The sequence below is a fragment of the Deltaproteobacteria bacterium IMCC39524 genome (assembly GCA_029667085.1).
GTDB lineage: Bacteria > Desulfobacterota > Desulfuromonadia > Desulfuromonadales > BM103 > M0040.
The window spans coordinates 715,191-737,269 of record JARUHJ010000001.1 but is presented as its reverse complement, the minus strand read 5'-3'; the positions used below and the strand labels follow the sequence as shown (position 1 = coordinate 737,269).

The window sequence follows — 22,079 nt, the reverse complement described above, 5'->3', positions numbered from 1 at the left end:
GTTGTTGCTCAAGAAAAAAATCGAGAGGAGAGGTTAGGCAACGAATAGGTATTGATTAGCCAGGGCAGGGCTAACATATAACAGAAAATTAGCCTTACCAATCAAACCCAGGTTTTAGAAAGAAGTTGGGGTTCAGAAACCGCCCAACGTTCGCAAGGTCGTTGGGCTTTTCTATGCCAGGCTTAAGAAGAAAACTGGGATTTGCCTTCTGGCATTGCCATGTCTCTCCTGTTTGTTAGCATGTTAACAAAACCTATGCTGACTTCTTCGAAGAAAGGAGCGACAAATGCCAATCCACCTTAATGATTTGGATGTGGCTGCAGAAGCTGAAGGACTGCGTTCTACTTTAATCATTCCCTGCTATATGTGTCCTGCCGTAACTGTCGCCGCAAGAGAAAAAAAGCCCTTCCTTCAACTCTTGAGTCATTTTCTGAAGTCACCACCTTTTGAGGATCACATCCAAAACATCCAATCCGTTTTATCTGCAAAGGGCGTAGAGACGAAAGTCTTTAAGAGCCATTTTATTCATCAATGGTTTCTTTGCATGTGGACTTCAGGCCGCCGAAAGAAGCTGAAGCGAGAGATTGAAAAGTATGACTCTGCGATCGTTCTGGGCTGCGACTCTGCGACTGAAACAGTGCGTGAGTTAGTTGAAGCAAAAGACTTTAAAGTCATCCAGGGCATGGAAGTCGTCGGATTTATGAATGCAAAAATGAAGTTCAGCTTGCCCTGCAACATTTCCTTTGAAGACTGTCGGGTCGTTCCAATCTCAACGAAGAAAACAGAAGGGTGACTTTGAGTTAAACAAAAGAAGTTTCAATGAAAGGATGCTTTCCCATGGACGAGAAACTAAAGGAAATGATTGCCATCGGGGCCTCTGTTACCGCGAACTGTATCCCCTGTATCCAATATCATTTTGCCAAGGCTCGCGAAGTTGGCGTGACCGACGCCGAGATCAAAGACGCTGTTCAGGTTGGCAAGATGGTGAGAAAGGGTGCAGCGCATAAATGGGATGAGGAAATAGGGATCCTTCTATCGACCGCTTCTGGAGAACAAAATTCAAGTTGCGATTGTAACTAAAACCGTTGCAATGCTTCTGTTCTTGTTTAGTGAGAGTGATAGATGAGGAAAGACCGGCCAAGCAGAACGGCTTTAAAGGTCGCACTGGCTGTTGTGACCTTGGGGGCCAAGCCCGGAATGGAAGACTTGCTTCCGCCCGGCATTGTCCAGGCTTCGCGAGAGGTGCTGCTTGCTTCCGGTGCGGTGGGGCCCAGAACCATACGCTGGGCCGGTTCCAGACGAGCGGTGTCTCTGTACGAGGCGTTCGATTGGATGTTGCCAGGCCAATTTGAGGCTTTTGCCTACAGAAAAACTTTCTTTGAACGCCAGGTTAGAGAGGGGTTGGAGAGCGGTGCCACACAGGTCCTTGTTCTCGGGGCAGGGTACGATACGCTCGGTTGGAGATTGGCTCCCGAGTTCCCAGATGTAAACTTTTTTGAGATTGACCATCCGGCGACAGCCCGTCTGAAAGCGAAAGGTATTGCTACGATGGGCTGCCCGGACAATCTGTATTTGCTTGCCGAGGACTTGGGAGATAAGCAGCTCGTTGATGTGCTGTCTGAACACAGGCTGTGGGATGCAAATGCCCGGACCGTGATCCTTGCCGAAGGTCTTGTCATGTACCTGTTGCCCGAAGCCGTTTTCAAACTCTTTTGCCAGTGTGCCCAAATGGTCGGTCACGGTAGCCGAATCGCTTTCAGCTATATCCCAACGGGATCAGATGGACGACCTGATGCCGGTCGCTGGACAGGTTTGATGCTGTGGTTGCAAAAAGCGGTCGGCGAGCCATGGGTCTGGAGTGTTCGTCCCGATGAACTGGACGCTTATCTGCACGATGTCGGCTGGCAGAACGCGCCGGAACTGGCTAAAGCACCCGGCAGGTATGGAGTAGAACTTTATGCCGTGGCTGCAAAATGAATTTAATCTTTGAAGATTGTTCAAAGTGCTTTTGGGGCCTCTATTCTGAAATGAGATAGTTTAGTGCTGTTCTCATTATCTTGAGTCGTTCGGGGATTTTAATTGACAACCCCTCGGCGTCTCCCCTTAGAATAATAACGACTGAATGAAACTTTTTGCAGCGCTAACCAAGGTGCAATCTAAATTATGGAATGGAAAGCGATTCAATCTCCTTACATAAAAAGCCTGACCCCCGAATACGAAAAAGCGATTCGACAATCCCCCCTCCTCAATATCGATTCCCTGTTGATCCCTTCTCCCTATGTCCTCGATAAAACAATCGATATCGATTACGAACACAGTTACGTGTGGGACGAAAAGGGCGAACTGCTTGGCTATCTGCTGGTCTATGCAACACCGGACCGGAAAACATTCCATATTTACAAACTGGTCACCAACCCCTTCGGCCGGGGTAAAGGTATCGGCTCCGCCTTTCTTCGCTACCTTGCCCACACGGTGGACCCCGACTCCCATATCTATCTCTATGTCTGGGAGAAGCTCTTAAGCTCCATCGATTTTTTCATAACCCGGGGGTTCAGCATCGCCGACCTGGTGGTCTTCCGAAAGATGAAGTTCCACCTGATGTCAGTGACAGCCGAGACGCTCAGAAGCGCAGCTGTGACAGCAAAACGTCAGGATGTAACCGCTGTTGAGGAACTGTCGAAGGTGCGGCACGACGTGAAAAAGTCGTTAAAGGTGCTTTTCGACATGACAGCCATGTTGTCGGTCGGCAACTTTAACAAGGTTGCCGAGGACATCAACAGGGAAACCACCGCACTGCTCAACACTCTGAACATGTACGAAGACAAAATCCATCTATCGCACAAGGTCTCTCTCAAGGACCTGATCACGGAACGCGTCATTCCCTTCATCGAAGCGGTCGACAGCTCCTGTGAGGTGACGCTGGTCCTCAAGTCAAAGATTGAACCGGTGAGTGGCAGCTACATCAGTTACAGCAGGGCCCTGATCAATATTGTCTCCAACGCCCTGGATGCCATTACTTCGGCGGGGAGGAGAGGGCAGATAGAATTTCTGCTCGAGCAAAGTGGCGATACCGTGACCCTGGCCATTACCGACAATGGCACAGGAATCGCCGCGCAGAGGCTGCAAAAGGGATCTGACCAGGTGCCCTTGTTCGTCGGCAAGTCAACCAAGGGCACCGAGGCCGGTAAGGGGGTCGGGACACTGCAAACCTACGACACCTTCGGGGCTGACCACATCGAGGTGACCAGCGAGGAGGGTCAGTTCACGCGCTGGACCATTGCTCTGAAGAAGAGCACCACCAAGGATACGGTACTGCTGGCAGACCTGAGCACCCGCTACGTGAGGCTGATCAAGTCTACGCAGAAAGCCAAACTCACCAAAGACACCAGCAGGAACGATATTACGATCTTCATCTGGCAGCTTCGGCAAATGGAGCTGCTCAGCTTTGACCTTATTTACCATTTCAGCCGGTACAACAATATCCGCGACATTTTTCAAAGCATTTTGCTGTACCGTTATGGTGACCACTCCTTCGATTTCCTGAAGGAAGAGTTGGGCAAGTGCCGTATCGACAACAGCTCAATCAGGTCATGGCTGCTGGGGATTACCAGGCGCATTAACAAGTTTGAAACCTGCATCATGAGGAATGTGCCATTTGATGATTACAAGGATGTCCTCTTCCAAAGCTACGGTCAGGCTTCAGAGCGCACCATGATTTTTACACTTGATCCCGACAACGGCCATTTTTTCACCACAGACCGCACACTCGCCGAACACCTGGACTTCGTTCCATATCTCGGGCGCAAAAAGGATGATCTGATACGTGGTGAGCTTGTTGGAGATGTCAGGAACGTCAGCAGCCCGATTTACCTGGGCGTCTGGACGGTTAAAGACCTTGACGATCTTTATGACAAGATGAAATTGATCCAGCGCGCTTCGCAGCAGTTGCTTCTGATGGGGCTGGAAAAAGATAAGCGTATGGCCTTCTACAACACAACCTACAATACCTGTAAAAGCGAGTTAGACACCTTGCAGACGATCACGCTCGGTGAGATGGCCTCTCTCGAAGAAGCCGCTTTCGCTCGCCTGATCCGACCCGCCGACAGTGCAATGAGTGGGCTTTTACCCACTGATTGAGGCTTTTTCTTGTTTCACTGAGATCGGGGAAACATTGGTAACCTGTCCCCGATTTCGACATTCCCCTGTTTTTTACTCTTCGATCTCTTTGTCCTGAGCTAAAGAATCTTTCCCGTTGGCTTCTTGCTCTGTCTTGGGTCTCTTTCTTCGAATGCCAGGTTTGGCCAAAATTTCCAGGTAAAAGGACTCAAGCTGTTCTGCTTCGGCCTGAGAAATAGACTTGTTAATGGCAGACAGATGAATAACCTCACTGCTTGCTTCATCAGCCCCGTAGCGGCAGTCAAAATCCCAAAAATCTACGTTGTCCGGAAGCGGCTTCCTGCGTTCTCTCTTTATATACTTTTTAACTTCGTATTTGATGGCTTCGACAAGCCTTGGCACTTTGATCTTTGGGTGGGTCATTTTAAAAGTTTTTTTCATAATGGTTCCAATAGATAGGGTTAGGGTTGCTAAAGGCGGTCTTCAGTTAAAAATGATTACTCAAAGTCTGTCTGCTTTTCATAGCCGCGATAACGATTCACAACGATGCCATCCTCGATCACGAGGGTGAGTGGTGTTTTGGGTGTAGGGTTGAAAATCTCCGGGTTAAGAACAAGAGGTTCCTTATAAGTGTTTTTTTTGGGAAGCCTCGCACTCTTTTTCTCATGTTTGGTGCAATTATCTGAACAGTTGTAGGGGAATAGGTAAGCACCGTGTCGCCAGTGGAGAGGAGGGAGCTTTTTCTTGAAAGGGGGCATATAGGCGGCGATGCGTGGATCATAGACGCCATGCTTGGCAAATGGAGACGAGAAGGGCTCTGCAATAGCTGCCGGAGGGGAGACCAGGTTGAGAATCCAAATCGCCATAAGAGAGAGGATTAAAAATCGCATAATGGTCTCGATACCTTTCATGCTTCATCATAACCCTCATCCATTGGACAGGCAACCTGAGCTGGATATCTAGCTAGGGGCCGGGGACACGCGCTGTTGTGTCCCTTTTGAGTCAAGCGGCTGTTGTGAGCATTTTGGCACGCTTGACTAAGAACTGCAGGAAAGCATCGAACAACCCGCCCGGTGGCGCGCCCATTCTGGCCGCTTGCCGGCAAACTCCTCGTATTCCGGTTGCTCCGCATAGGGCTGCCGCATCACCTGCAGCAGCTCATTGACCAGGCTGTGATCTCCCGTCTCGGCCTTGTCGATCGCCATTTGCGCCAGGTAGTTGCGCATTACGTACTTGGGGTTGACCGCCTGCATGCGCTGCCGGCGCTTATCGCTGTCGGATCCGTCTTTTGCGACCCGCTGCAGGTAGCTGCGCAGCCAGGCAGCGATTTGCTGTTGGTTCTGCCCGGTTAAGGCCTCCGGCTGGTAATAAGCCTCGCGCAGCGGGGCGAGTAAACTGGCTTCATCCTGGTCTTCTGTCGGGGCCAGGTCAGCCAACTTGCGGAAGAAAATCGTCATGTCGGTTTCCACCAGCTGCAGCACTCTTTCCATCTCGGTGATCAAAGGCAGATCGGTCTTCGTCTCGAAACTCTTCAGGCCAAGTTTTTGTGCCATCATCGCCTGCCAGGCCTGCTTGTAACTTTCTCCATAAATCTGCAGCGCCGCCTCCAGCGGCTCTGCCTGCTCGATCAGCGGATAGATGGCGTTGGCCAGCTGGGCGAGGTTCCAGAGGGCAATGTGGGGCTGGTTGCCGAAACGGTAGCGACCACCGGCGGCGTCTGTCGTGTTGGGTGTCCAGTCTGGATTGTAATCATCGATCCAGCCGTAGGGGCCATAGTCGATGGTCAGGCCGAGGATCGACATGTTGTCGGTGTTCATCACGCCGTGAACAAAGCCGACGCGCATCCAGTGCACGATCATCGCCGCGGTACTACGGCAGAGCTCTTCGAACCACTGCAGGTAAACGGCCACCGAGGGCTCGCCCAGGTGGGGGAAGTCGGTGCGGATGGTATAGTCGAGCAGCTGGCGCAATGGCTCAATTTCGTTGCGTGAGCTGAAAATCTGAAAGCTGCCGAAACGGGTGAAGGAGGGCGCGACCCGGCAGACCACGGCGCCCGGTTCCTGTTTGGGATGGCCGTCGTAGAACATGTCACGGGTGACCTGCTCGCCGGTGAGCAGCACACTCAAGGCACGGGTGGTTGGCACGCCGAGATGGTACATCGCTTCGCTGCAGAGGAATTCGCGCACCGAGGAGCGCAGCACCGCCAGGCCGTCACCGCGCCGTGAGTAGGGCGTGAGCCCCGCACCTTTGAGTTGCAGCGCCCAGCGTTGACCGCGCTGGTTGATGATCTCCCCCAGGTTGATGGCCCGACCATCACCCAACTGACCGGCCCAGTTGCCGAACTGATGACCACCGTAGCAGCAGGCGTAGGGATCCATGCCAGGTTGCAGGCGGTTGCCTACAAAGGTCTGGGCGAATTCTTCTCCTGTACAGCTCGCTGGCTGCAAATCTAGCAATTCGGCAACCTCTGCGGCGTAGGCGACCAGCTGCGGTGCAGCCACCGGCGTCGGCTGAACGCGCGAGTAACAGGCACCGTAGACCTGGCGCACGCGATTGCTGCGGTCCGGGTCGGCGGGTAGCTCACGGACGAAGGCGTTGTCGAAATTCAGCGCGGCCAGGGAGAGCTTGGCCTGTTGTTTGGGGGCATCTGCTATCATTTTTTGATTGTCGCACGGCTCTTACGCCCGGGGCAAGATGCGCTCAAGGGAAAGGGTGACACATAAAGGGTCTGTTGCTTTTGATTGATGTCTCAAAAAACACTCCACCTGCTGACTTCTGGTAGACTATCAATACACTCATGCCAACAGAGGTTAACATCCTATGGATCAAAACAAGTTCGCCGCCCACCGGGCTTTTTTAAAGGATACTTTGCGTCTGCAGATCGATTTCCGGCAAACGGATCAGAACCGTGGCATTGCGCCGCCAGCCATCCAGAAACCGCCTTTAGAAGGGCAGGAATTGATCCTGCTGACCGACCCGCAATCATTCAACGCCTTTGCCGGTACTGATCTGGTCGATGCGATTGGGCGGCGTCGCAGTCATCGCCACTATCAACCACTGCCTTTATCGCTGGCTGAACTCTCTTTTCTGCTTTGGGCCTCTCAGGGCATCAGTGAAGTCTTGGCCCACGGCAGCGCCTTGCGAAACGTGCCTTCGGCCGGTTGCCGGCATGCTTTTGAAAGCTACCTTGTGGTGAACAACGTCGCAACCCTTGAACGCGGTGTCTACCGTTATCTGCCGGTTGAGCACGCACTGGTTTTTGAACATGCTCTGGAGAATCAGAAAATCCTACTCACAGAGGCGACCCTCGGCCAGGAATTCATCGCCACAGCTCCGGTGATCTTTGCCTGGACCGTGCTTCCGTATCGCATGGAATGGCGCTATGACCTCGCAGCGCACCGTGTGATCGCCATAGATGCCGGTCACGTCTGCCAGAACCTCTACCTGGCCTGCGAGGCGATCCAAGCCGGGACCTGTGCTATTGCAGCTTATCATCAGGAGAAGATGGATGCGCTTTTACAGGTTGACGGAGAGCACGAATTTACGCTCTACCTGGCGCCGGTGGGGAAGGTCTGAACCGAGATGGACTCTGAGTTGGGAACAAAATATCGATTCTCATGTATGACAAAGGGGAAGCTATGGGTACAAAGAACGGCTGCAACAAAGCTCTTTTGCCTGGGGCCAGTTCGTGACTCTTGCCTCAGCTCAAAGATAAAAGCTGCCCCCGTTTTACTGTCCCAACATCTCACGGGTTACCAGAACCACTCCTTTTGCTGAAACACGGAAACCATTGGCTCTGTCCAGCTCGGCATCATAGCCGATCACGGAACCCTCCGGAACAATGCAGGCGCTATCGATGACCGCGCGCTTGATTTTGCAATGCCGATTGATGGTGCTCCCCGGCAAGACGATGGTTTCCTCGATTTTCGAGTAAGAATGGATCCTGACGTCTGAAAACAGCAGAGTTCTTCTGAGGTGGGAGCCGGAGATGATACAGCCGCCCGAAACCGCAGAATCAACGGCCATGCCCCGTCGTCCGTCATCATCAAAGACAAATTTCGCCGGGGCCAGTTGCCTCTGGTAGGTCCAGATCGGCCAGTTCTGATCATAAAGATTGAGCTCCGGGTCTGGCGAAATCAATTCCATGTTAGCTTCCCAGAAGGCGTCCAACGAACCCACATCTCGCCAGTAGGCCAACGCGTCGGTTTCTGGATCAAGAAACGGGTAGGCGTAGACATTATGGTCCTCGAGAATGTTCGGAATAATGTTTTTGCCAAAATCATGTTCGGAATCAGGACTCTTGCCGTCTCTTTCAAGAATCTCCAGGAGGAAATCGGTGTTGAAGATGTAGTTGCCCATGGAGGCCAGGGTCTTGTCAGGCTTTCCGGGGAGGGGGTTCGGCTGCTTTGGTTTTTCATCAAACTGTATGATCCGGTTGCTGTCATCGACGGTCATCACGCCGAACTCGCCGGCCGCTTCTTCGATCGGTACTTCGAGGCAAGAGACTGTGAGGTCTGAGCCCTTTTCCACGTGAGCCAGCAGCATGGGCCGATAGTCCATCTTGTAGATGTGATCACCGGATAGAATCATGACATACTTGGGCCTTGTCTCACGGATGAACCCGATGTTCTGATAGACCGCATCCGCGGTGCCCTGGTACCAGTTATCAGAGGATTGCTGGGAGGCCGGCAATATTTCGATGTATTCGCCAAGCTCCATCTTGAAATGACTCCAGCCACGCACCAGGTGCCGGATCAGCGAGTGCGATTTGTATTGAGTCAGCACGCCGATCTTACGAATTCCCGAGTTAACACAGTTGGAGAGCGGAAAGTCGATAATGCGGTACTTGCCGCCGAAGTGAACGGCAGGTTTGGCCCTTAAATCGGTCAACTCGTGCAGCCTGGTGCCCCGTCCGCCTGCTAATACCAGTGCTAATGTGTCACGAGTGAGATGGCCTAAAAAACGATAGACGACCCTGGTGTTTGGATTGTCAGGCAATGGAATCTCCTTGGGGGAAAAGTGCAAATGATCAAGGTTGGAGAAGCAAAAGTGATTTTGTCTATGAAGTATATCGCAAGAGTCCTGATGCTCAAGGTCACCGCGACCATCAGGTTGTATTGGCCTCGGGGACACGCTGGGGAGCCATCCCGATCCCGGTGAATCAGATCTGTGAGTTGAAGTAAAATTTCAGTTTTACCTTTTTGTTACTTAGTCTTGGATGTCCCCAGGCCTCGCTGGTTGCCATAAGGCATATCTTGTATACACTGTGCGTTAATTATTTCGCCATATTTGGCAATGCCTTGGATAACCTGTTGAACGTGAGAATCTCAGGTTCGTGAAAAAGAGAGCTTGATTGGCTGGACAATCTGTTCCCGGTGTGAGTGAACAAGCAACTTTACCTTCCCGGGGCCTGTACGATAGTCTATGCGCAAAACTCATATCTCAAACCGTCAGTGTTTGAGAAATCATTCTAATACCGAGTACATGAGAATAGAAGAATGATCATGCAAAAAACAAAATTATTGGCCATTGCACTGCTCATTGCCGCCTCGGCCGGGGTCATGCTGCCGGCTTATAATATTTTCAACCTACAACCGGCAGTCTACCGGATGCTGATCGCGGCAACGGAGCAGGATACCACCCGGATCGCCCTGTATATCTCGTCTTTTGTTTTTCCGGAGATTGAGGGAATGCCGCTGGAAGAGCCTGCTTTCGGTGACCTGGTCAGAGAGATGCACGAGGTAAAGCGTACCTTTGGTCTGGTGAACCTCAGAATCTTCTCCGCGGATGGGCATATTACCTTTTCAACGGCCAGCGAGGAGATCAACCGGATCAATCGTCAGGCCTTTTTCGTCGAAAAGGTCGCCAAGGGAGGGACTTACACCAAAGTGAGTTATCTCTCCTATCTCTCCCCGGAAGGGAACCCTGCGAAGGCCTCTGTGGTACAGACCTGCGTACCGATCAGGCGCGCCGGGCAATTTGTCGGTGCGGTTGAGATCGATTACAACATCACCGAACGCAAGGCGGCCCTGGATAATCTCATCCATAAGTCATCGGTTTTCCTGTTCCTGGTCGGTACTGGAGTGTTGCTGGCTTCGGTGTTCTTCGGTTTTCAATCGAAACGGGCATCGGCTCAGCAGCGCAAGGCCGAAAAAGAACTTCGAATTGCCCACAGGCAATTACTGGACATTGTTGAATTCTTGCCTGATGCGACCTTCGTTATCGACCGGGACGGCAAGGTCGTGGCATGGAACCGTGCCATGGAGGAAATGACCTCTGTGCATAAAGATGCCGTCCTCGGCAAAGGCAGCTACGAATACTCCATGGCGTTCTACGGTAAGCGGTGCCCCATGTTGATCGATGCTGTTTATAGTGACATTTCTAAAACCAGCGGGCACTATGATTATTTGGAAAAAAATGGCGTCACCCTTTTTGCTGAAACGACTCTAACCCTCTCCTCTAGCGGCAAAAACGCCAATTTATGGGCCACCGCTTCACCCCTGCTTGATCAAGAGGGCAATTACGTTGGTGCCATTGAATCAATCCGGGACATCAGCGAACGCAAAACAGCTCAACGAAGACTCTCAGACAAGAATGTCCTGTTGGCGAACATCCTTAATAATATCCCTCATTATGTTTTCTGGAAGGACCGTAATTGCGTATTCCAGGGCTGCAATCTGAATTTTGCTAAAGTGGCAGGGATCGGCACGCCGGAAAACATTGTTGGCAAAACTGACTTTGATCTGGCCTGGGAAAAAAAAGAGGCCGAATTTTACCGTCAATGCGATCAGGACGTTATGGAGAGTGGTGAACCGTTACTCGATATCGAAGAACCGCAACTTCAGGCTGATGGCAGAAACGCCATCTTGTTGACCAGCAAGGTTCCTCTGCGCAACGAAGCCGGAGAGGTGGTTGGCATACTCGGCATTTATGCCGATATTACAGAGCAGAGATCACTGGAAAAACAGCTCCGACAGAGCCAGAGAATTGAGGCTGTTGGAACGCTCGCAGGCGGCATCGCCCATGACTTTAACAACATCCTGACGGCTGTAATCGGTTATACAGAATTCGCCATGTCTGATCTGCCGGGTGGCTCACAGAACCAGTCTCCCTTGAGAGAAGTTTTGAAGGCCGCCCACCGCGCCAAAGAGTTGGTACAGAAGATTCTGATGTTTGGTCAACAGACGGAGCAAGATCGTACGCCGACCTTGATCAACCCGATCATCAAGGAGGCTCTTGAACTGCTGCGTGCAACCATCCCGAAGACAATCAAGATTTGCCTGGAGATCAACGAAGATGCCGACCCGGTACTCGCTGACCCAACCCAGATTCACCAGGTCATTATGAACCTGGGGACCAATGCCTGCCACGCTATGCAGGAAAATGGCGGAACTCTCAAGGTGACCCTGGACAATCTTCATGTGGACGCTGAACTCGCGTCCTCCTCGCCAGAGCTTAATGAAGGGGCCTATGTTCGTCTTGCCATTTCTGACACAGGCCACGGTATGGGACAGGCTACACTTGAACATATTTTCGAGCCCTATTTCACGACTAAGAAGTTTGGTGAAGGCAGTGGGCTGGGGCTCTCCGTGGTGCATGGCATCATCATGGGCCATGGTGGGGCAATAACCGTGGAGGCAACACCGGGGCAGGGGACTATGTTCACGGTTTACCTGCCTCGACTTTTTAATGAAGTGGTTCGAGAGGTTCCTGAACCGGAGACGCTACCCAAGGGCAAGGAGCGCATACTTTTTGTCGATGATGAAGAGGCTCTGGTTAGCCTGGGCCAGAAAATCCTGGCATCGCTTGGTTATGAAGTCACAATCGCGACAAGCGGTGTGGATGCATTGGGGTTGTTTCGCTCCGATCCACAAGCCTTTGATCTGATCTTCACGGATCAGACCATGCCAATCATCACCGGAATGCAATTGTCTGAGCAGATCCTTAAGGTCAGGCCGGATATTCCAATTATCCTTTGTACCGGGTTCAGTGCGACCACCTCCGACGAGACAGCCAAGGCGGTTGGAATCAAGCAGTTTGTCATGAAACCTTTGACCAAGCAGGCTTTGGCACTGACAGTGCGTAAGGTGCTTGACGACGACTGATAAAATAAAATCGCGAGCCGAAGACACTCTTGTTAGAGAGACCCTTTTGCCTCAACCTGAGCAACTCTGAAAAAACCTGATAAAATTCAATCCGAACAAAACTCAATCACCACTCATGGAGGACACGATGAAAACCATAATGACATTACTCTTTGCTCTTTTTCTGGCAAGCAGCGCTTGCGCGGCCGGTATTACCGTCGATTATCAGGTCAACAACCAGACCTACGAGGGATATTACATCAGCAACACGAAAGGGGCGCCTTTGGTCCTGCTCGTACACGACTGGGATGGACTGACGGATTATGAAGTCAAACGTGCGGAGATGCTCGCCAAGCTCGGCTACGCGGTCTTTGCCGCCGACCTTTTCGGCAAGGGCATCCGTCCGACCGAGATGGTCGATAAGCGCCAACATACGGGCGCGTTGTACAAGGATCGAGCGAAGTTGCGGGCGTTGCTACAGGGCTCTCTCGATGCGGCCAAAGAACAGGGCGGGGATGTGACCAACGCAGTGTCGATGGGCTACTGCTTTGGCGGGGCCGCAGTGCTCGAGCAGGTCCGCTCCGGTGCTAATCTGAAAGGTTTTGCCACCTTCCACGGTGGCTTGAGCACACCGGAAGGACAGGACTACAGTCAGGCCAAGGGCAAATTACTGATCATGCACGGCAGCGCTGACAGCAACATCACCCTGCAGGATTTTGCGGACCTGGCGACTGAGCTCGAACAGCAGGGCGTGGCCCATGAGATGATCACCTACGGCGGCGCGCCGCATGCGTTCACCGTGTTCGGTTCAGATCGTTATCGTGCTGATGCCGACGCTAAATCGTGGCAGCGTTTCGTGGAGTTTTTGGCGGAAACGCTGAACTAGTTCCTGAAGGGTTTTTTCTGAGCAGGCCCCCTTAAGGCGACCTGCGTCCGACGAACAGCTCTTTTTTTTAGTCCTGCATTTGCGCTGCAGGCAATACTGGATGATATAATCAGAGTCATGTTAAGGATTCTGCTACTCATACCGTTTGCCTTTATTCTGCTCTCCGCTCCGGTGGCTGCCGGCGCGGATAGTCTGATCAACCAGGAACTCTTCATCCGGATTGTCCCCGAAGAACATCTCCTTGAAGGCAAGGCGGTCTTGACGCTCGTTGATCAGCGCGCAGATTGGACGGCGGAGTTTCGTCTGGCGGCCCAGGCTGATATCGATGCGGTGACTGTGGACGACAAGCCGGTGCCCTTTACCTTCGCTAACGGGCGCCTGCAGATCTCAATGAAAAACGCTGCGGACACCCTGACCATTGTTTATCGCATCCGCTTCGATGATCCGGTCGCGCAGGATCATGTCGGCATCGAGGATCCGTCTTTGGGTGTTTCGGCGACGATCATGCCGCAAGGCACTTTTCTTTCGGCCGCTTCCGCTTGGCATCCGCTTCCGGTCGATGCGAATAGTCGATTCCGCTTGACGATTACCGGACCGACAGGATTGCTCGGAGTGACCTCAGGCCGCCTGGTCGGTCTTGAGACCAGCGCAGCCGGATCAGAGACGATCTGGCAGACGCAACGACCCCAGTCAGCCTTGGCGCTGGCTGCGGGGTATTACCAGGTCGAGCGTGACAGACTTGGCGAGACCCAGCTTCTGGCTTTTTTCGGCGCCGGAAATGCCACACTCGCTTCGGACTATCTTCAGTCGAGCCGAGAATACCTGCAGCTTTACCAGGAATTGTTTGGTCCCTATCCTTACGACAAATTTGCCGTAGTCGAAAACTTTTACCCGACTGGTTATGGCTTTCCCGGCTGGACCTTGCTCGGCAGCAGCGTAATCAGGCTTCCCTTTATCCTTACTACCAGTCTGCCCCATGAGATCGCCCACACCTGGTGGGGGAATGCGGTTGAGATCGATTATTCGTCCGGCAACTGGGGCGAGGGCCTGGCCACCTATGTTGCCGATTACTACCTGAAAGAGTTGCACGCGCCTGCCGAAGCGCTCGAATATCGACGCAAGATTCTGCGCGATTATGCAGCCCTGATCGATGTTGGTGACGATCTGCCGTTGAGCGCTTTTCGCAGCCGCATGTCAAAGCGCGACCAGGCGGTTGGCTACGGCAAGGCGGCCATGGTCTTCCATATGCTGCGCAACCTGATCGACGATGAGGCCTTCTGGGCAGGGCTGAAAGCCGCTGCAGGCGACGGCATCGGCAAACGCTACGCCTGGAGCGATTTGCAGCGACATTTCGAGGCGACCTCCGACATGGATCTCGAAACCTTCTTCCGCCAGTGGACTTTGCGGACCGGAGCGCCGCAACTGCAATTGACGGACGTCGCTGTCATGTCTGTCGATGATGGCTGGCAGGTCTCAGGGACCATTCTTCAGGATGCGCCATTCTACGACCTTGCCGTGCCCCTGCAGCTGGAAACTGCAACGCGCAAATACAACCAGTCAATCGGCCTTGATGAACGCCAAAACTGCTTTCTCTTTACCATCACAGAACGTCCGCTCAGTCTCAGCGTCGACCCGAAGAGCGATCTGTTTCGCAAGCTTTACCCGGAAGAATTGCCGGCCACGGTCAATGACCTGCGCGCATCAAGAATGCCGCTGGTTGTCGTCGCCCGCGGCTCCGAAGCCTTGCTCGACTCCTCAGGGGATCTTTTGCGTGGCCTGCAATGGCAACAGGCCCCGGTGATGAACGAGGACGATTATCTTGATCAACGGCCAACCAACAAGGATCTGCTTGTCCTTGGCTGGCCGAAGAGCCCGGAGCTGCGACTCAACCTTCCGGATGGTTTCACGGTCGCCGGGCAGCAGGTTACGATCGGTGATAAACTCTACTCAGAGGCTGACGATGTGCTGTTCCTTGTCTTGCCCGGCCATGAAGAAAATCGCGTCACTGGGTATTTTTTGCCTGGTTCGCTCACCGCGGCCCGTGACACGGCCCGGCGTATCTCTCATTACGGCCGCTACAGCACTCTCGTCTTCCACAAGGGCCACAACCAGGTCAAAACGACCTGGGACCCTGTAGGCTCGCCGCTGAAGAGGCTTTTTACAAAGGACGCTGTGCCATGAAGTTTTTACGCAAATTGATTTTGTTGGTTTTCGTTGCCGTGTTCACCCTGTTTCTTCCGGTAACGACCCAAGCCCACCCACATATCATCGATGCCGCAGAGAAGACTGAAATCTCCCCGCAGGCTTTGCTCGAAGACCTGCGTCGCGCCCAAGTCATCTTCCTGGGGGAATTTCATGATCATGTCGGACATCATCGCGCCCAGTTGACGATCATTGATGCCCTCGATGACGATGAACGACCGCTGGCGATCGGTCTCGAAATGTTCCGCAAAGACAGTCAGGAAACCCTCGATCGCTGGACCGCAAACGACCTGCCGTTTTTGAAATTTCTGTCGGTTTATAAAGACAACTGGAGCATGTGGGAGGAGTACCGGGAGATTTTCATGCATGCCCGAAACGAAGAAGTGAAGATGGTCGGGCTGAATATACCGCGCAGCATTACCAGCAAAGTGCTTCGCAATGGTTTTAAAGCGCTTCCCGAAGAGGAGCGGCAGATGCTCGGCAATGTCCAGTGTGTGGTCACTCCTGCTTACAGCGACTATATCCGTCAGGCGATGGGTGGCTATGGCGGTCACGGCGATCAATATCTCCATTTCTGCGAAGCCCAGATGCTCTGGGATACCATGATGGCACGTAACCTGGTCGAGTTCCTGGAGAAGAATCCGGAATATCGGGTGGTGGTGTTGGCCGGCAGCGGGCATGCCTGGAAATTTGGTATCCCAACGCAGATGCTCGAGCAAGCTGAGATCAGCTACCGTGTTTTGTTACCGGAAGTTGTCTCACGCGTCGATCGACAGAGTGTGACCAGGGATATCACCGATTACCTGTGGCTGGATGAAGGGGAGGATGGTTGGACGTTTCCAAATTAAGAGAGATGTTCGCAAGCTTGTCTGCAGGAATTGGCACTTCTCACTTGATTGGCACCAGAAGCTTTAGGAATAGAGGCGTTCGATCATAGGACAGACCGGCACGAAGCGGGGGGCACATAAGTCATGTGTCCCCCGCTTTAATTATCTGTAGTAGCTCAGCCTTAATCTGACAGACAGTGCCTAGTTTTGCACCTTGCCACCTGCATACTAAACATCCCCGGGTAATGTAAGAAAGAGTTGCAGCAATACTTGTAGGAATGCTCAAATCCTTAGAACCAGGGAGAGGAAATATTTACTGTAAATAGTGACTTATGAGAATCAACACGGCACTACGATGACAACCAAGCTTTGTGGGTATTGCCAGACGAAAGTCCTTTCAGGGCAAGGTAAAGAAAAAGGTAGCTCCCTCGCCTTCTTTGCCAACGCCCCAGATAGTGCCGCCATGCCGCTGGATGATCTTCTGCACTGTGGCCAGGCCGATGCCGGTTCCTGGGTACTCGCTGGCATCATGCAATCGCTTGAAAGTGGTGAAGAGATTTGCAGCGTGCTGCATATTGAACCCGACGCCGTTATCTCGGACGTAGAAGACCGATTTCCCCTGCTGCTCGATCATGCCGAGTTCGATCTTCGCTTCCGCCTCGCCCCGGGAGTATTTCCAGGCGTTTTCCAAGAGATTTCTCAGCGCCACCCTCAACAGTTGCTGGTCACCCGTGCAAACCAGCGTTTCAGGGATAACAGTGACCACCTTGCGCTCCGGTTCAGCCATCGTCAACTCCTCGACAATATCCCGTGCCATGACGGCGAAATCGAGGGTCTCACTGTGAAGCTCTTTGCGAACGATGTTGGATAGGACCAGGATCGCCTCGATCAGACCCTCCATTCCCTCACACCCCTTACAGATGTTGTCGAGGAGCAAACGTCCGGTTTCATCGAGGCTGTCGCCATAGCTCTCCACGAGAATATCGGCTGCCGCATAGGCGCGAGTCAGCGGTGTCCGCAGATCATGGGAAAGGGTATAGCTGAACGATTCCAGTTCCTGGTTGGCCATCATTAGTTCATCGGCTTGATTCACCAGCGAGTTTCTTAGCTTGCCGATCTCAACCTGCATTCGGTTAAGATCTTCGGCAAGTTCGCCGATCTCATCGGTAGTGACCACCTCCAGCCTCTGGTCAACGTCCCAGGTGCGGGTCACCTTCTGGATGTGGCTACGTACCGCAAGAAAGAAATTCATGCTCTTCTTCATGGAAAGCCAGAGGAGCAGATTGCCGCTGAGCAGGATTACAATAAAAACCGTCAGGCTGGTCACCACTCCATGCCAGATTGAATCATAGTGTCGGGTGACATTCTTCTGGGATAAGAGTACCCCGGCTGTTTCTCCAAAGGCATCCTTGATCGGCCCTGCACCGACGACATAGTGTTTTTCGTCGAGCTCGACAGCTTTCACTACAAAAGTCTTCAGCCCCGACGGCAGAAAATCGTTTCTCTGTGGGTCGGACGAAATGACTAGCTGTGGGCTGCTCGGATAGAGCACGGTGAAATCGCTGCCGTCTAGGACCTCTAGGTCGGTGTCGAACCTCTCGATATATTCTATCGGAAGGAACAGGGCAACGTCGTGTCCTGTAATTTCCTTCATCCGCACGAAAACATGGTCGATCTCCTCGGCCACCTCCAGGTAGCCGAGCAGCTCACCGTCAGCCAGGATTGGAGTGACGCAGCGCAGTGAAAAGAAATTCTTCCCCATTTCAAGTCCGCTGGCCGTCTCTTTGGTTGCCACTGCCTGCAGGAAAGTGGCCCGCTCCAGGCTGTCTCCATGCTGCTCCGGCATGTGCACACGCAGCAGAACCTTGCCATCAGGAGCAATGAAATACATATGGGTGATGGAGTGTTTGGCCTTGAGTTCGTCAAAAATGGGCCTAGCAACCGTCAGTAGGGCCTCCCGGTCCTCGGCCGCGAGCGGGGTGAGGAACGCTTCCAGGCGGCTGAGACCCGAGGTTGCGCGACGTAACCCTTCGGCATCAGCATCCAAGATCGTCCTGAGCAATTGGTTCTCCTGGTCAGCCAGATTCTCGAACCGTTGCAACAGTTGCGCGGATTGGTTCTGGTAGGAATAGATTCCCATGCAAACGCTGCTTAGTACGGCCACGACGATAATCGTCAGAAAAAAGCGGGCCTTGATTGTCATGCCGATTGTCATCGTAACCTTCCCCGTAATAGATGCAACGCAAGTGTAGAATAAACGAAAACCACTTTTTTCAGTAGGTTGAGAGTTTTCGTTATGTTTGTAAGTTAAAAAACAAAAAAACTCGCTCTCAAATACCGAGGCGAGCAAAGTTGGTAGCAATGAAGTTACTCACTCTTCGGTAACCCGGCTATCCTCAAGGGACCCGTGGCTTTGCGTCACCGACTCGCATCGGTTTTGCTATTATCGGAGCTTCTTAAACTTAAGTGGTTGGGTGTTAATTTAACATTATAAACCTGAGCAGACAAGTGTCTTAATGAAAGGGTATTTATTTGTTCATTTGGAGGGATGTTCGATGCACAAGATCTTCTTCCTGATCGAAGTTGTAAGCAAGACAAAAAAGTCACCCTCAGCTTTAAGGAGGACTTGTAGCTATCAGCCATAATTAACCTAAAAATATCGGTCACAAAAAAAACTGACACACTCGTCAACCTACCAGAGTTATCGAATGTTAGGATGTATCAAAAGTTGTGTCAGCAACTATTGAGAGTCAAATCCTGCGGATCTGGCCGATTCCTGAATACCTTGGAATACAAGAATGGCCCATCCAATAAGGACGGGCCATTCTTTATTCTATGTGTCATTGAAAATAGAGGAATTGTCTTGCGAATCGGCTTTAACGTTTTAGTTATCAAGGCCGAGTGCTTTGATTTTGTCGATAATCAGGCTGTTGTCAGGAACCCCTCTGACGATCAAACGGATCCTGCCAGTCTTGTCTATCAGGTAATTGATACGTTCTCCGGAATAGAGTTTCTTGATCGCTCCTCCTGAGTCACTGACCAAAGGGTAGGTGATGGCAAACTCAGCAGCGAAACGTTTGACCGTGTCCATGCTGTCTCCACTGATACCCATGACCTGGGTATTGAGAGCTTCCAGGGTCGCCATGTCCCTCTGAAAGCCCAGCGTAGTGGTTTTTCAAGCAGGGGTGTAAATAGCGAAGTAAAACGTCAGGATGACATTCTTTTTCCCTAGGTAATCTGCCAGCGACACCTTGCCCTGGTTGGTCTGTGACGTGAAATTCGGCGCTTGGTCGCCCACGGACAGGGCCAGCACCGGCGAGGCCACCAGGATGAGTGCGGCGGCCAGAATGAAAACCAGTTTTCTTCTCATCATATACCTCCTTGCCAAGGCTTCAGACCCCGTCCGAGGGGATGTGCCTTGCCTGTTTTGTCTGGATGACTCCAAGGGAAGAGGATAACAACATCTTGATTCTAAACACCGTGCAGCGGATAATCAAATTTTTTTACCTGAAAACGTGACGTTGAGGTCGATTTTGACAGCAGCATGGATTTATCAATCAGATTCCGGATAGGATGAGCAACTGCATAATTCCTCTCGGATCTCAAAGGAGATGGTCTAATGCCCTCTGATGGACTGACCGCCAATCTACCTCCGAAGGCTTTGAAAATCCTTACCGCCTTGCATCTCATTTGCCTGGGGCTTGTCATGGGTACCGCCGCCGGGGTCCTGGTGAGCCTCCGGCTCATGTACACGCGGGGAGACAACCTCGACCACCTGACCGCGGACCTGTTCCAGGCGACCTTGGTCAACGGTCTTTTCACGTGGTCTCTCTACGGTCTGCTGGGCTCATTTATGGTTTTCTCACTGTTTAGTCGCTGGGGGTTTTTACGGCACATTTGGATCGTCCTCAAATGGGTTGGACTGGCCATAATTGTGCTGTGCAGCGCCAAATGGCTAGTCCCGGCCGTGGACGGGATGGTGGCACTGTCGGATGGTCTTTACTCGATTCCCGATGCAGGTGAACGGTACAGTGCCCTGTTTCGCCAAGCGGCCACAACAGCGTCTCTGGTTATCGGCATGGGCGTAATCCTGTTGTTACTCTCGGTGTATAAGCCCTTCGGTCAGTTGCAGAAAAGGCTGCCATCGCGCCGCACTACCATTATCATCCGCGTGGTCATTCTGATGCTAGCAGCAGGGGGCGTTGCCGCAATCTTGATGGAATCGGTCCAGCTGAGAAGTTTTCGGCAGATGCAGATCAGCCATGTTGAACCGGCCTTTATACGCGATGGTGTCTACCGTGGTGTCGCCATTGAAGGGTCCTTTACCTACGAGGTGGATGTTAAGGTCAAAGGAAAAACCATTGTCGCGGTCACGGTCGTATCAAACCGCGCCTCGCCTTACGACCGTTATGCCGAGGGTGTGATCAGTAGGGTTTTGAACAATCAAAGTCCGGCGGTAGATGCCATTACCAAGGCCACAACGAGCAGCAAGATGCTTCTTAAGGCGGTGGAGAATGCCCTGTCCGGGGCGCCCAGGATTGAAGAGTAAACAGACCCTATTATCCTTGGCTCTTGAAGAGCCTGTCATAACAATGATGATTCTGATGTGATTGAAAAATCTCACCCACCATATCCTTGACCCAGGCTGCCAACATTTGGATGCCTCCGACCGACGCTATTGCTTTATCCCGGCCGATGCACCGTTGCCGTGGTTGTTGGCAGCGGCAAATCCCTCACATTCCTGTTTGACCAGTTGGTGACGATAGCAAAACATTTTCTTCAGCTTGCGGCGTACAAACCAGCCACCAAACAATTCTCCCAGTTTACCAAGTGGCAATTGATAATCTATGCTGTCCTTATACAGACAGCTGTTGTCATCAATCGCTTCCACCTCATGGGTATGGCACCAGCTGGCAAAGGGGCCACTGATTTGTACATCCTGAAAAGACTTACCTAGTTTGTAGTTGCGGTGTTCCGCTACCCAGTGCAAGCGCATGACACCGAACATGCTTAGTTCCAGAGTGGTGCGGGAACCAGTCTCGTCAATGCTGGCCGGCGTACCCACCACCTTCACAGGCTCCCATGGTGGGGTGAGTTTTTCGATGGCTGCTGGATCGTGGTGCCAGTCAAATACAAGATTTGCAGGTGCACCGATAATAGATTCGTAATTAAAGCGAGGCATCAGATTTATTCCTCTGTTCCTTTGAAATTTCGGCCAACATCAACAAAGATCCCAACATAGTCAAAAAGTAGATGTTCAACTAATTCACCAGTAGAGGATCTTAAACAAGTTATATCAGTGACAGCTTTTCTTACTGGAATTGAGTTAATCAGCCCTCTTTGAAATCAGTATAACAGTTAATAGAATCGCTTTAGTAATGGTGCATTGATTGGAACAATTAATACTAGATCCTGCATTCCTGGAACGGCTAAAGTATCCAGACGGTCGTGTTTTTTGGCTGGTTTTCTTAAGAAGAAAGTGAAGATAAACTGATAGTACAAGCTGGCTAAGTATGAGAACTAATATATACTTGCAAAACTTTAATTGATGCTAGTCTCAAGAAAGGTGGTCAAAATGCAGAATTTTATTGTTCTATGTCAGATCATCATTGCGCTTGGCATATTCAATGTTTGGATTATACGCTATGGCAAAGAAACCAACTGGCGCGGCGGCGAAGCTAAAAATATGAAAGAAGAATTTGCTGCTTATGGATTGCCTGGTGGGTTTATGGTTTTTATAGGTGCAGCAAAAATCTTTTTGGCCATCTGCCTAATTATCGGAATATGGCTTCCTTTGTTAGTCAAACCAGCGGCAATGGCAATGGCTTTTCTGATGATTGGAGCTGTATCAATGCATGTCAAAGTTAAAGACTCATTGCAAAAGTCATTGCCCGCATTTACCATGTTACTATTATCCCTTGTGGTTTCAGTTGGCTAGACGCTCATTTCAAAAGTTGGGCTGGA

The 22,079-nt window shown here is 51.8% G+C and carries 19 protein-coding genes and 1 riboswitch; of the genes, 12 read left to right on the top strand and 7 right to left on the bottom strand.

What is annotated here, in order from left to right; genetic code table 11:
• Nucleotides 1-286: 286 nt before the first annotated feature.
• The 4 genes from P9J64_03465 (at nt 287) to P9J64_03450 (ending at nt 4,137) form a co-directional block, all read left to right on the top strand.
• On the top strand, nt 287-793 hold the full coding sequence (locus P9J64_03465) for a hypothetical protein (protein MDG5467373.1): 507 nt from the start codon (nt 287-289) through the stop codon (nt 791-793).
• A gap of 44 nt (nt 794-837) precedes the next feature.
• Nucleotides 838-1,080, top strand: a complete 243-nt coding sequence (locus tag P9J64_03460; GenBank protein ID MDG5467372.1) for a carboxymuconolactone decarboxylase family protein — start codon at nt 838-840, stop codon at nt 1,078-1,080.
• A gap of 42 nt (nt 1,081-1,122) precedes the next feature.
• A complete protein-coding gene (locus P9J64_03455) occupies nt 1,123-1,977 on the top strand; it encodes an SAM-dependent methyltransferase (GenBank protein MDG5467371.1) in 855 nt (284 codons plus the stop codon).
• A gap of 186 nt (nt 1,978-2,163) precedes the next feature.
• A complete protein-coding gene (locus P9J64_03450) occupies nt 2,164-4,137 on the top strand; it encodes a GNAT family N-acetyltransferase (protein ID MDG5467370.1) in 1,974 nt (657 codons plus the stop codon).
• Nucleotides 4,138-4,209: 72 nt separating this feature from the next.
• Here the strand turns inward: P9J64_03450 and P9J64_03445 are convergent, their stop codons facing one another.
• From P9J64_03445 to P9J64_03435, 3 genes are all read right to left on the bottom strand, one after another.
• Entirely contained in the window at nt 4,210-4,557 is a 348-nt protein-coding gene (locus P9J64_03445) for a DUF6172 family protein (GenBank protein MDG5467369.1), read from the bottom strand.
• A gap of 56 nt (nt 4,558-4,613) precedes the next feature.
• Entirely contained in the window at nt 4,614-5,006 is a 393-nt protein-coding gene (locus P9J64_03440; protein ID MDG5467368.1) for a hypothetical protein, read from the bottom strand.
• A gap of 147 nt (nt 5,007-5,153) precedes the next feature.
• Nucleotides 5,154-6,773, bottom strand: a complete 1,620-nt coding sequence (locus P9J64_03435; GenBank protein ID MDG5467367.1) for a YdiU family protein — start codon at nt 6,771-6,773, stop codon at nt 5,154-5,156.
• A gap of 163 nt (nt 6,774-6,936) precedes the next feature.
• Between P9J64_03435 and P9J64_03430 the strand changes: the two genes are divergently transcribed.
• Nucleotides 6,937-7,692, top strand: coding sequence for a SagB/ThcOx family dehydrogenase (locus P9J64_03430; GenBank protein ID MDG5467366.1), 756 nt, complete (start codon nt 6,937-6,939; stop codon nt 7,690-7,692).
• 153 nt (nt 7,693-7,845) lie between these two features.
• On the opposite strand, the gene glgC is transcribed toward P9J64_03430, so the two are convergent.
• Nucleotides 7,846-9,114 carry a glucose-1-phosphate adenylyltransferase gene (gene glgC, locus P9J64_03425; protein MDG5467365.1) on the bottom strand — a complete coding sequence of 423 codons (1,269 nt, stop codon included), beginning with the start codon at nt 9,112-9,114 and terminating at the stop codon, nt 7,846-7,848.
• Between glgC and P9J64_03420 the strand changes: the two genes are divergently transcribed.
• The 5 genes from P9J64_03420 to P9J64_03400 all read left to right on the top strand — a co-directional run bounded on the left by P9J64_03420 (nt 9,114) and on the right by P9J64_03400 (nt 16,136).
• A complete protein-coding gene (locus P9J64_03420; protein MDG5467364.1) occupies nt 9,114-9,299 on the top strand; it encodes a hypothetical protein in 186 nt (61 codons plus the stop codon). The genes glgC and P9J64_03420 overlap by 1 nt on opposite strands.
• 321 nt (nt 9,300-9,620) lie before the next feature.
• Nucleotides 9,621-12,221 carry a PAS domain-containing protein gene (locus P9J64_03415; GenBank protein MDG5467363.1) on the top strand — a complete coding sequence of 867 codons (2,601 nt, stop codon included), beginning with the start codon at nt 9,621-9,623 and terminating at the stop codon, nt 12,219-12,221.
• A 127-nt stretch (nt 12,222-12,348) separates the two neighbouring features.
• Nucleotides 12,349-13,086, top strand: a complete 738-nt coding sequence (locus tag P9J64_03410; protein MDG5467362.1) for a dienelactone hydrolase family protein — start codon at nt 12,349-12,351, stop codon at nt 13,084-13,086.
• A gap of 117 nt (nt 13,087-13,203) precedes the next feature.
• Nucleotides 13,204-15,267 carry a M1 family aminopeptidase gene (locus P9J64_03405; GenBank protein ID MDG5467361.1) on the top strand — a complete coding sequence of 688 codons (2,064 nt, stop codon included), beginning with the start codon at nt 13,204-13,206 and terminating at the stop codon, nt 15,265-15,267.
• Entirely contained in the window at nt 15,264-16,136 is an 873-nt protein-coding gene (locus P9J64_03400) for a ChaN family lipoprotein (GenBank protein MDG5467360.1), read from the top strand. The genes P9J64_03405 and P9J64_03400 overlap by 4 nt, the downstream gene beginning before the upstream one ends.
• A 376-nt stretch (nt 16,137-16,512) precedes the next feature.
• Here P9J64_03400 and P9J64_03395 read toward each other — a convergent pair whose 3' ends face one another.
• The gene (locus P9J64_03395) at nt 16,513-18,330 is read right to left on the bottom strand and encodes a cache domain-containing protein (GenBank protein ID MDG5467359.1); all 1,818 of its coding nucleotides are present in this window, start codon (nt 18,328-18,330) and stop codon (nt 16,513-16,515) included.
• A gap of 162 nt (nt 18,331-18,492) precedes the next feature.
• Nucleotides 18,493-18,567, bottom strand: a riboswitch (cyclic di-GMP riboswitch).
• A gap of 432 nt (nt 18,568-18,999) precedes the next feature.
• Entirely contained in the window at nt 19,000-19,485 is a 486-nt protein-coding gene (locus P9J64_03390) for a redoxin domain-containing protein (GenBank protein ID MDG5467358.1), read from the bottom strand.
• A 249-nt stretch (nt 19,486-19,734) separates the two neighbouring features.
• Between P9J64_03390 and P9J64_03385 the strand changes: the two genes are divergently transcribed.
• Nucleotides 19,735-20,664, top strand: a complete 930-nt coding sequence (locus tag P9J64_03385) for an FMN-binding protein (protein MDG5467357.1) — start codon at nt 19,735-19,737, stop codon at nt 20,662-20,664.
• Between the two features lie 126 nt (nt 20,665-20,790).
• On the opposite strand, the gene P9J64_03380 is transcribed toward P9J64_03385, so the two are convergent.
• Complete coding sequence (locus P9J64_03380) at nt 20,791-21,297, bottom strand: SRPBCC family protein (protein MDG5467356.1); 507 nt, start codon at nt 21,295-21,297, stop codon at nt 20,791-20,793.
• A 393-nt stretch (nt 21,298-21,690) separates the two neighbouring features.
• On the opposite strand from P9J64_03380, the gene P9J64_03375 reads away from it, so the two are divergent.
• Complete coding sequence (locus tag P9J64_03375) at nt 21,691-22,053, top strand: DoxX family protein (protein ID MDG5467355.1); 363 nt, start codon at nt 21,691-21,693, stop codon at nt 22,051-22,053.
• Nucleotides 22,054-22,079: the final 26 nt, after the last annotated feature.

Excerpts from the sequence above, each read along its gene's own strand:
- P9J64_03410 (MDG5467362.1), top strand. The coding sequence starts at position 12,349 with ATGAAAACCATAATGACATTACTCTTTGCTCTTTTTCTGGCAAGCAGC.
- P9J64_03395 (MDG5467359.1), bottom strand. The coding sequence starts at position 18,330 with ATGACAATCGGCATGACAATCAAGGCCCGCTTTTTTCTGACGATTATC.
- P9J64_03415 (MDG5467363.1), top strand. The coding sequence starts at position 9,621 with ATGCAAAAAACAAAATTATTGGCCATTGCACTGCTCATTGCCGCCTCG.
- P9J64_03420 (MDG5467364.1), top strand. The coding sequence starts at position 9,114 with ATGGAATCTCCTTGGGGGAAAAGTGCAAATGATCAAGGTTGGAGAAGC.
- P9J64_03445 (MDG5467369.1), bottom strand. The coding sequence starts at position 4,557 with ATGAAAAAAACTTTTAAAATGACCCACCCAAAGATCAAAGTGCCAAGG.
- P9J64_03465 (MDG5467373.1), top strand. The coding sequence starts at position 287 with ATGCCAATCCACCTTAATGATTTGGATGTGGCTGCAGAAGCTGAAGGA.
- P9J64_03450 (MDG5467370.1), top strand. The coding sequence starts at position 2,164 with ATGGAATGGAAAGCGATTCAATCTCCTTACATAAAAAGCCTGACCCCC.
- P9J64_03385 (MDG5467357.1), top strand. The coding sequence starts at position 19,735 with ATGCCCTCTGATGGACTGACCGCCAATCTACCTCCGAAGGCTTTGAAA.
- P9J64_03430 (MDG5467366.1), top strand. The coding sequence starts at position 6,937 with ATGGATCAAAACAAGTTCGCCGCCCACCGGGCTTTTTTAAAGGATACT.
- P9J64_03380 (MDG5467356.1), bottom strand. The coding sequence starts at position 21,297 with ATGCCTCGCTTTAATTACGAATCTATTATCGGTGCACCTGCAAATCTT.
- P9J64_03405 (MDG5467361.1), top strand. The coding sequence starts at position 13,204 with ATGTTAAGGATTCTGCTACTCATACCGTTTGCCTTTATTCTGCTCTCC.
- P9J64_03440 (MDG5467368.1), bottom strand. The coding sequence starts at position 5,006 with ATGCGATTTTTAATCCTCTCTCTTATGGCGATTTGGATTCTCAACCTG.
- P9J64_03400 (MDG5467360.1), top strand. The coding sequence starts at position 15,264 with ATGAAGTTTTTACGCAAATTGATTTTGTTGGTTTTCGTTGCCGTGTTC.
- P9J64_03455 (MDG5467371.1), top strand. The coding sequence starts at position 1,123 with ATGAGGAAAGACCGGCCAAGCAGAACGGCTTTAAAGGTCGCACTGGCT.
- P9J64_03375 (MDG5467355.1), top strand. The coding sequence starts at position 21,691 with ATGCAGAATTTTATTGTTCTATGTCAGATCATCATTGCGCTTGGCATA.
- P9J64_03435 (MDG5467367.1), bottom strand. The coding sequence starts at position 6,773 with ATGATAGCAGATGCCCCCAAACAACAGGCCAAGCTCTCCCTGGCCGCG.
- P9J64_03460 (MDG5467372.1), top strand. The coding sequence starts at position 838 with ATGGACGAGAAACTAAAGGAAATGATTGCCATCGGGGCCTCTGTTACC.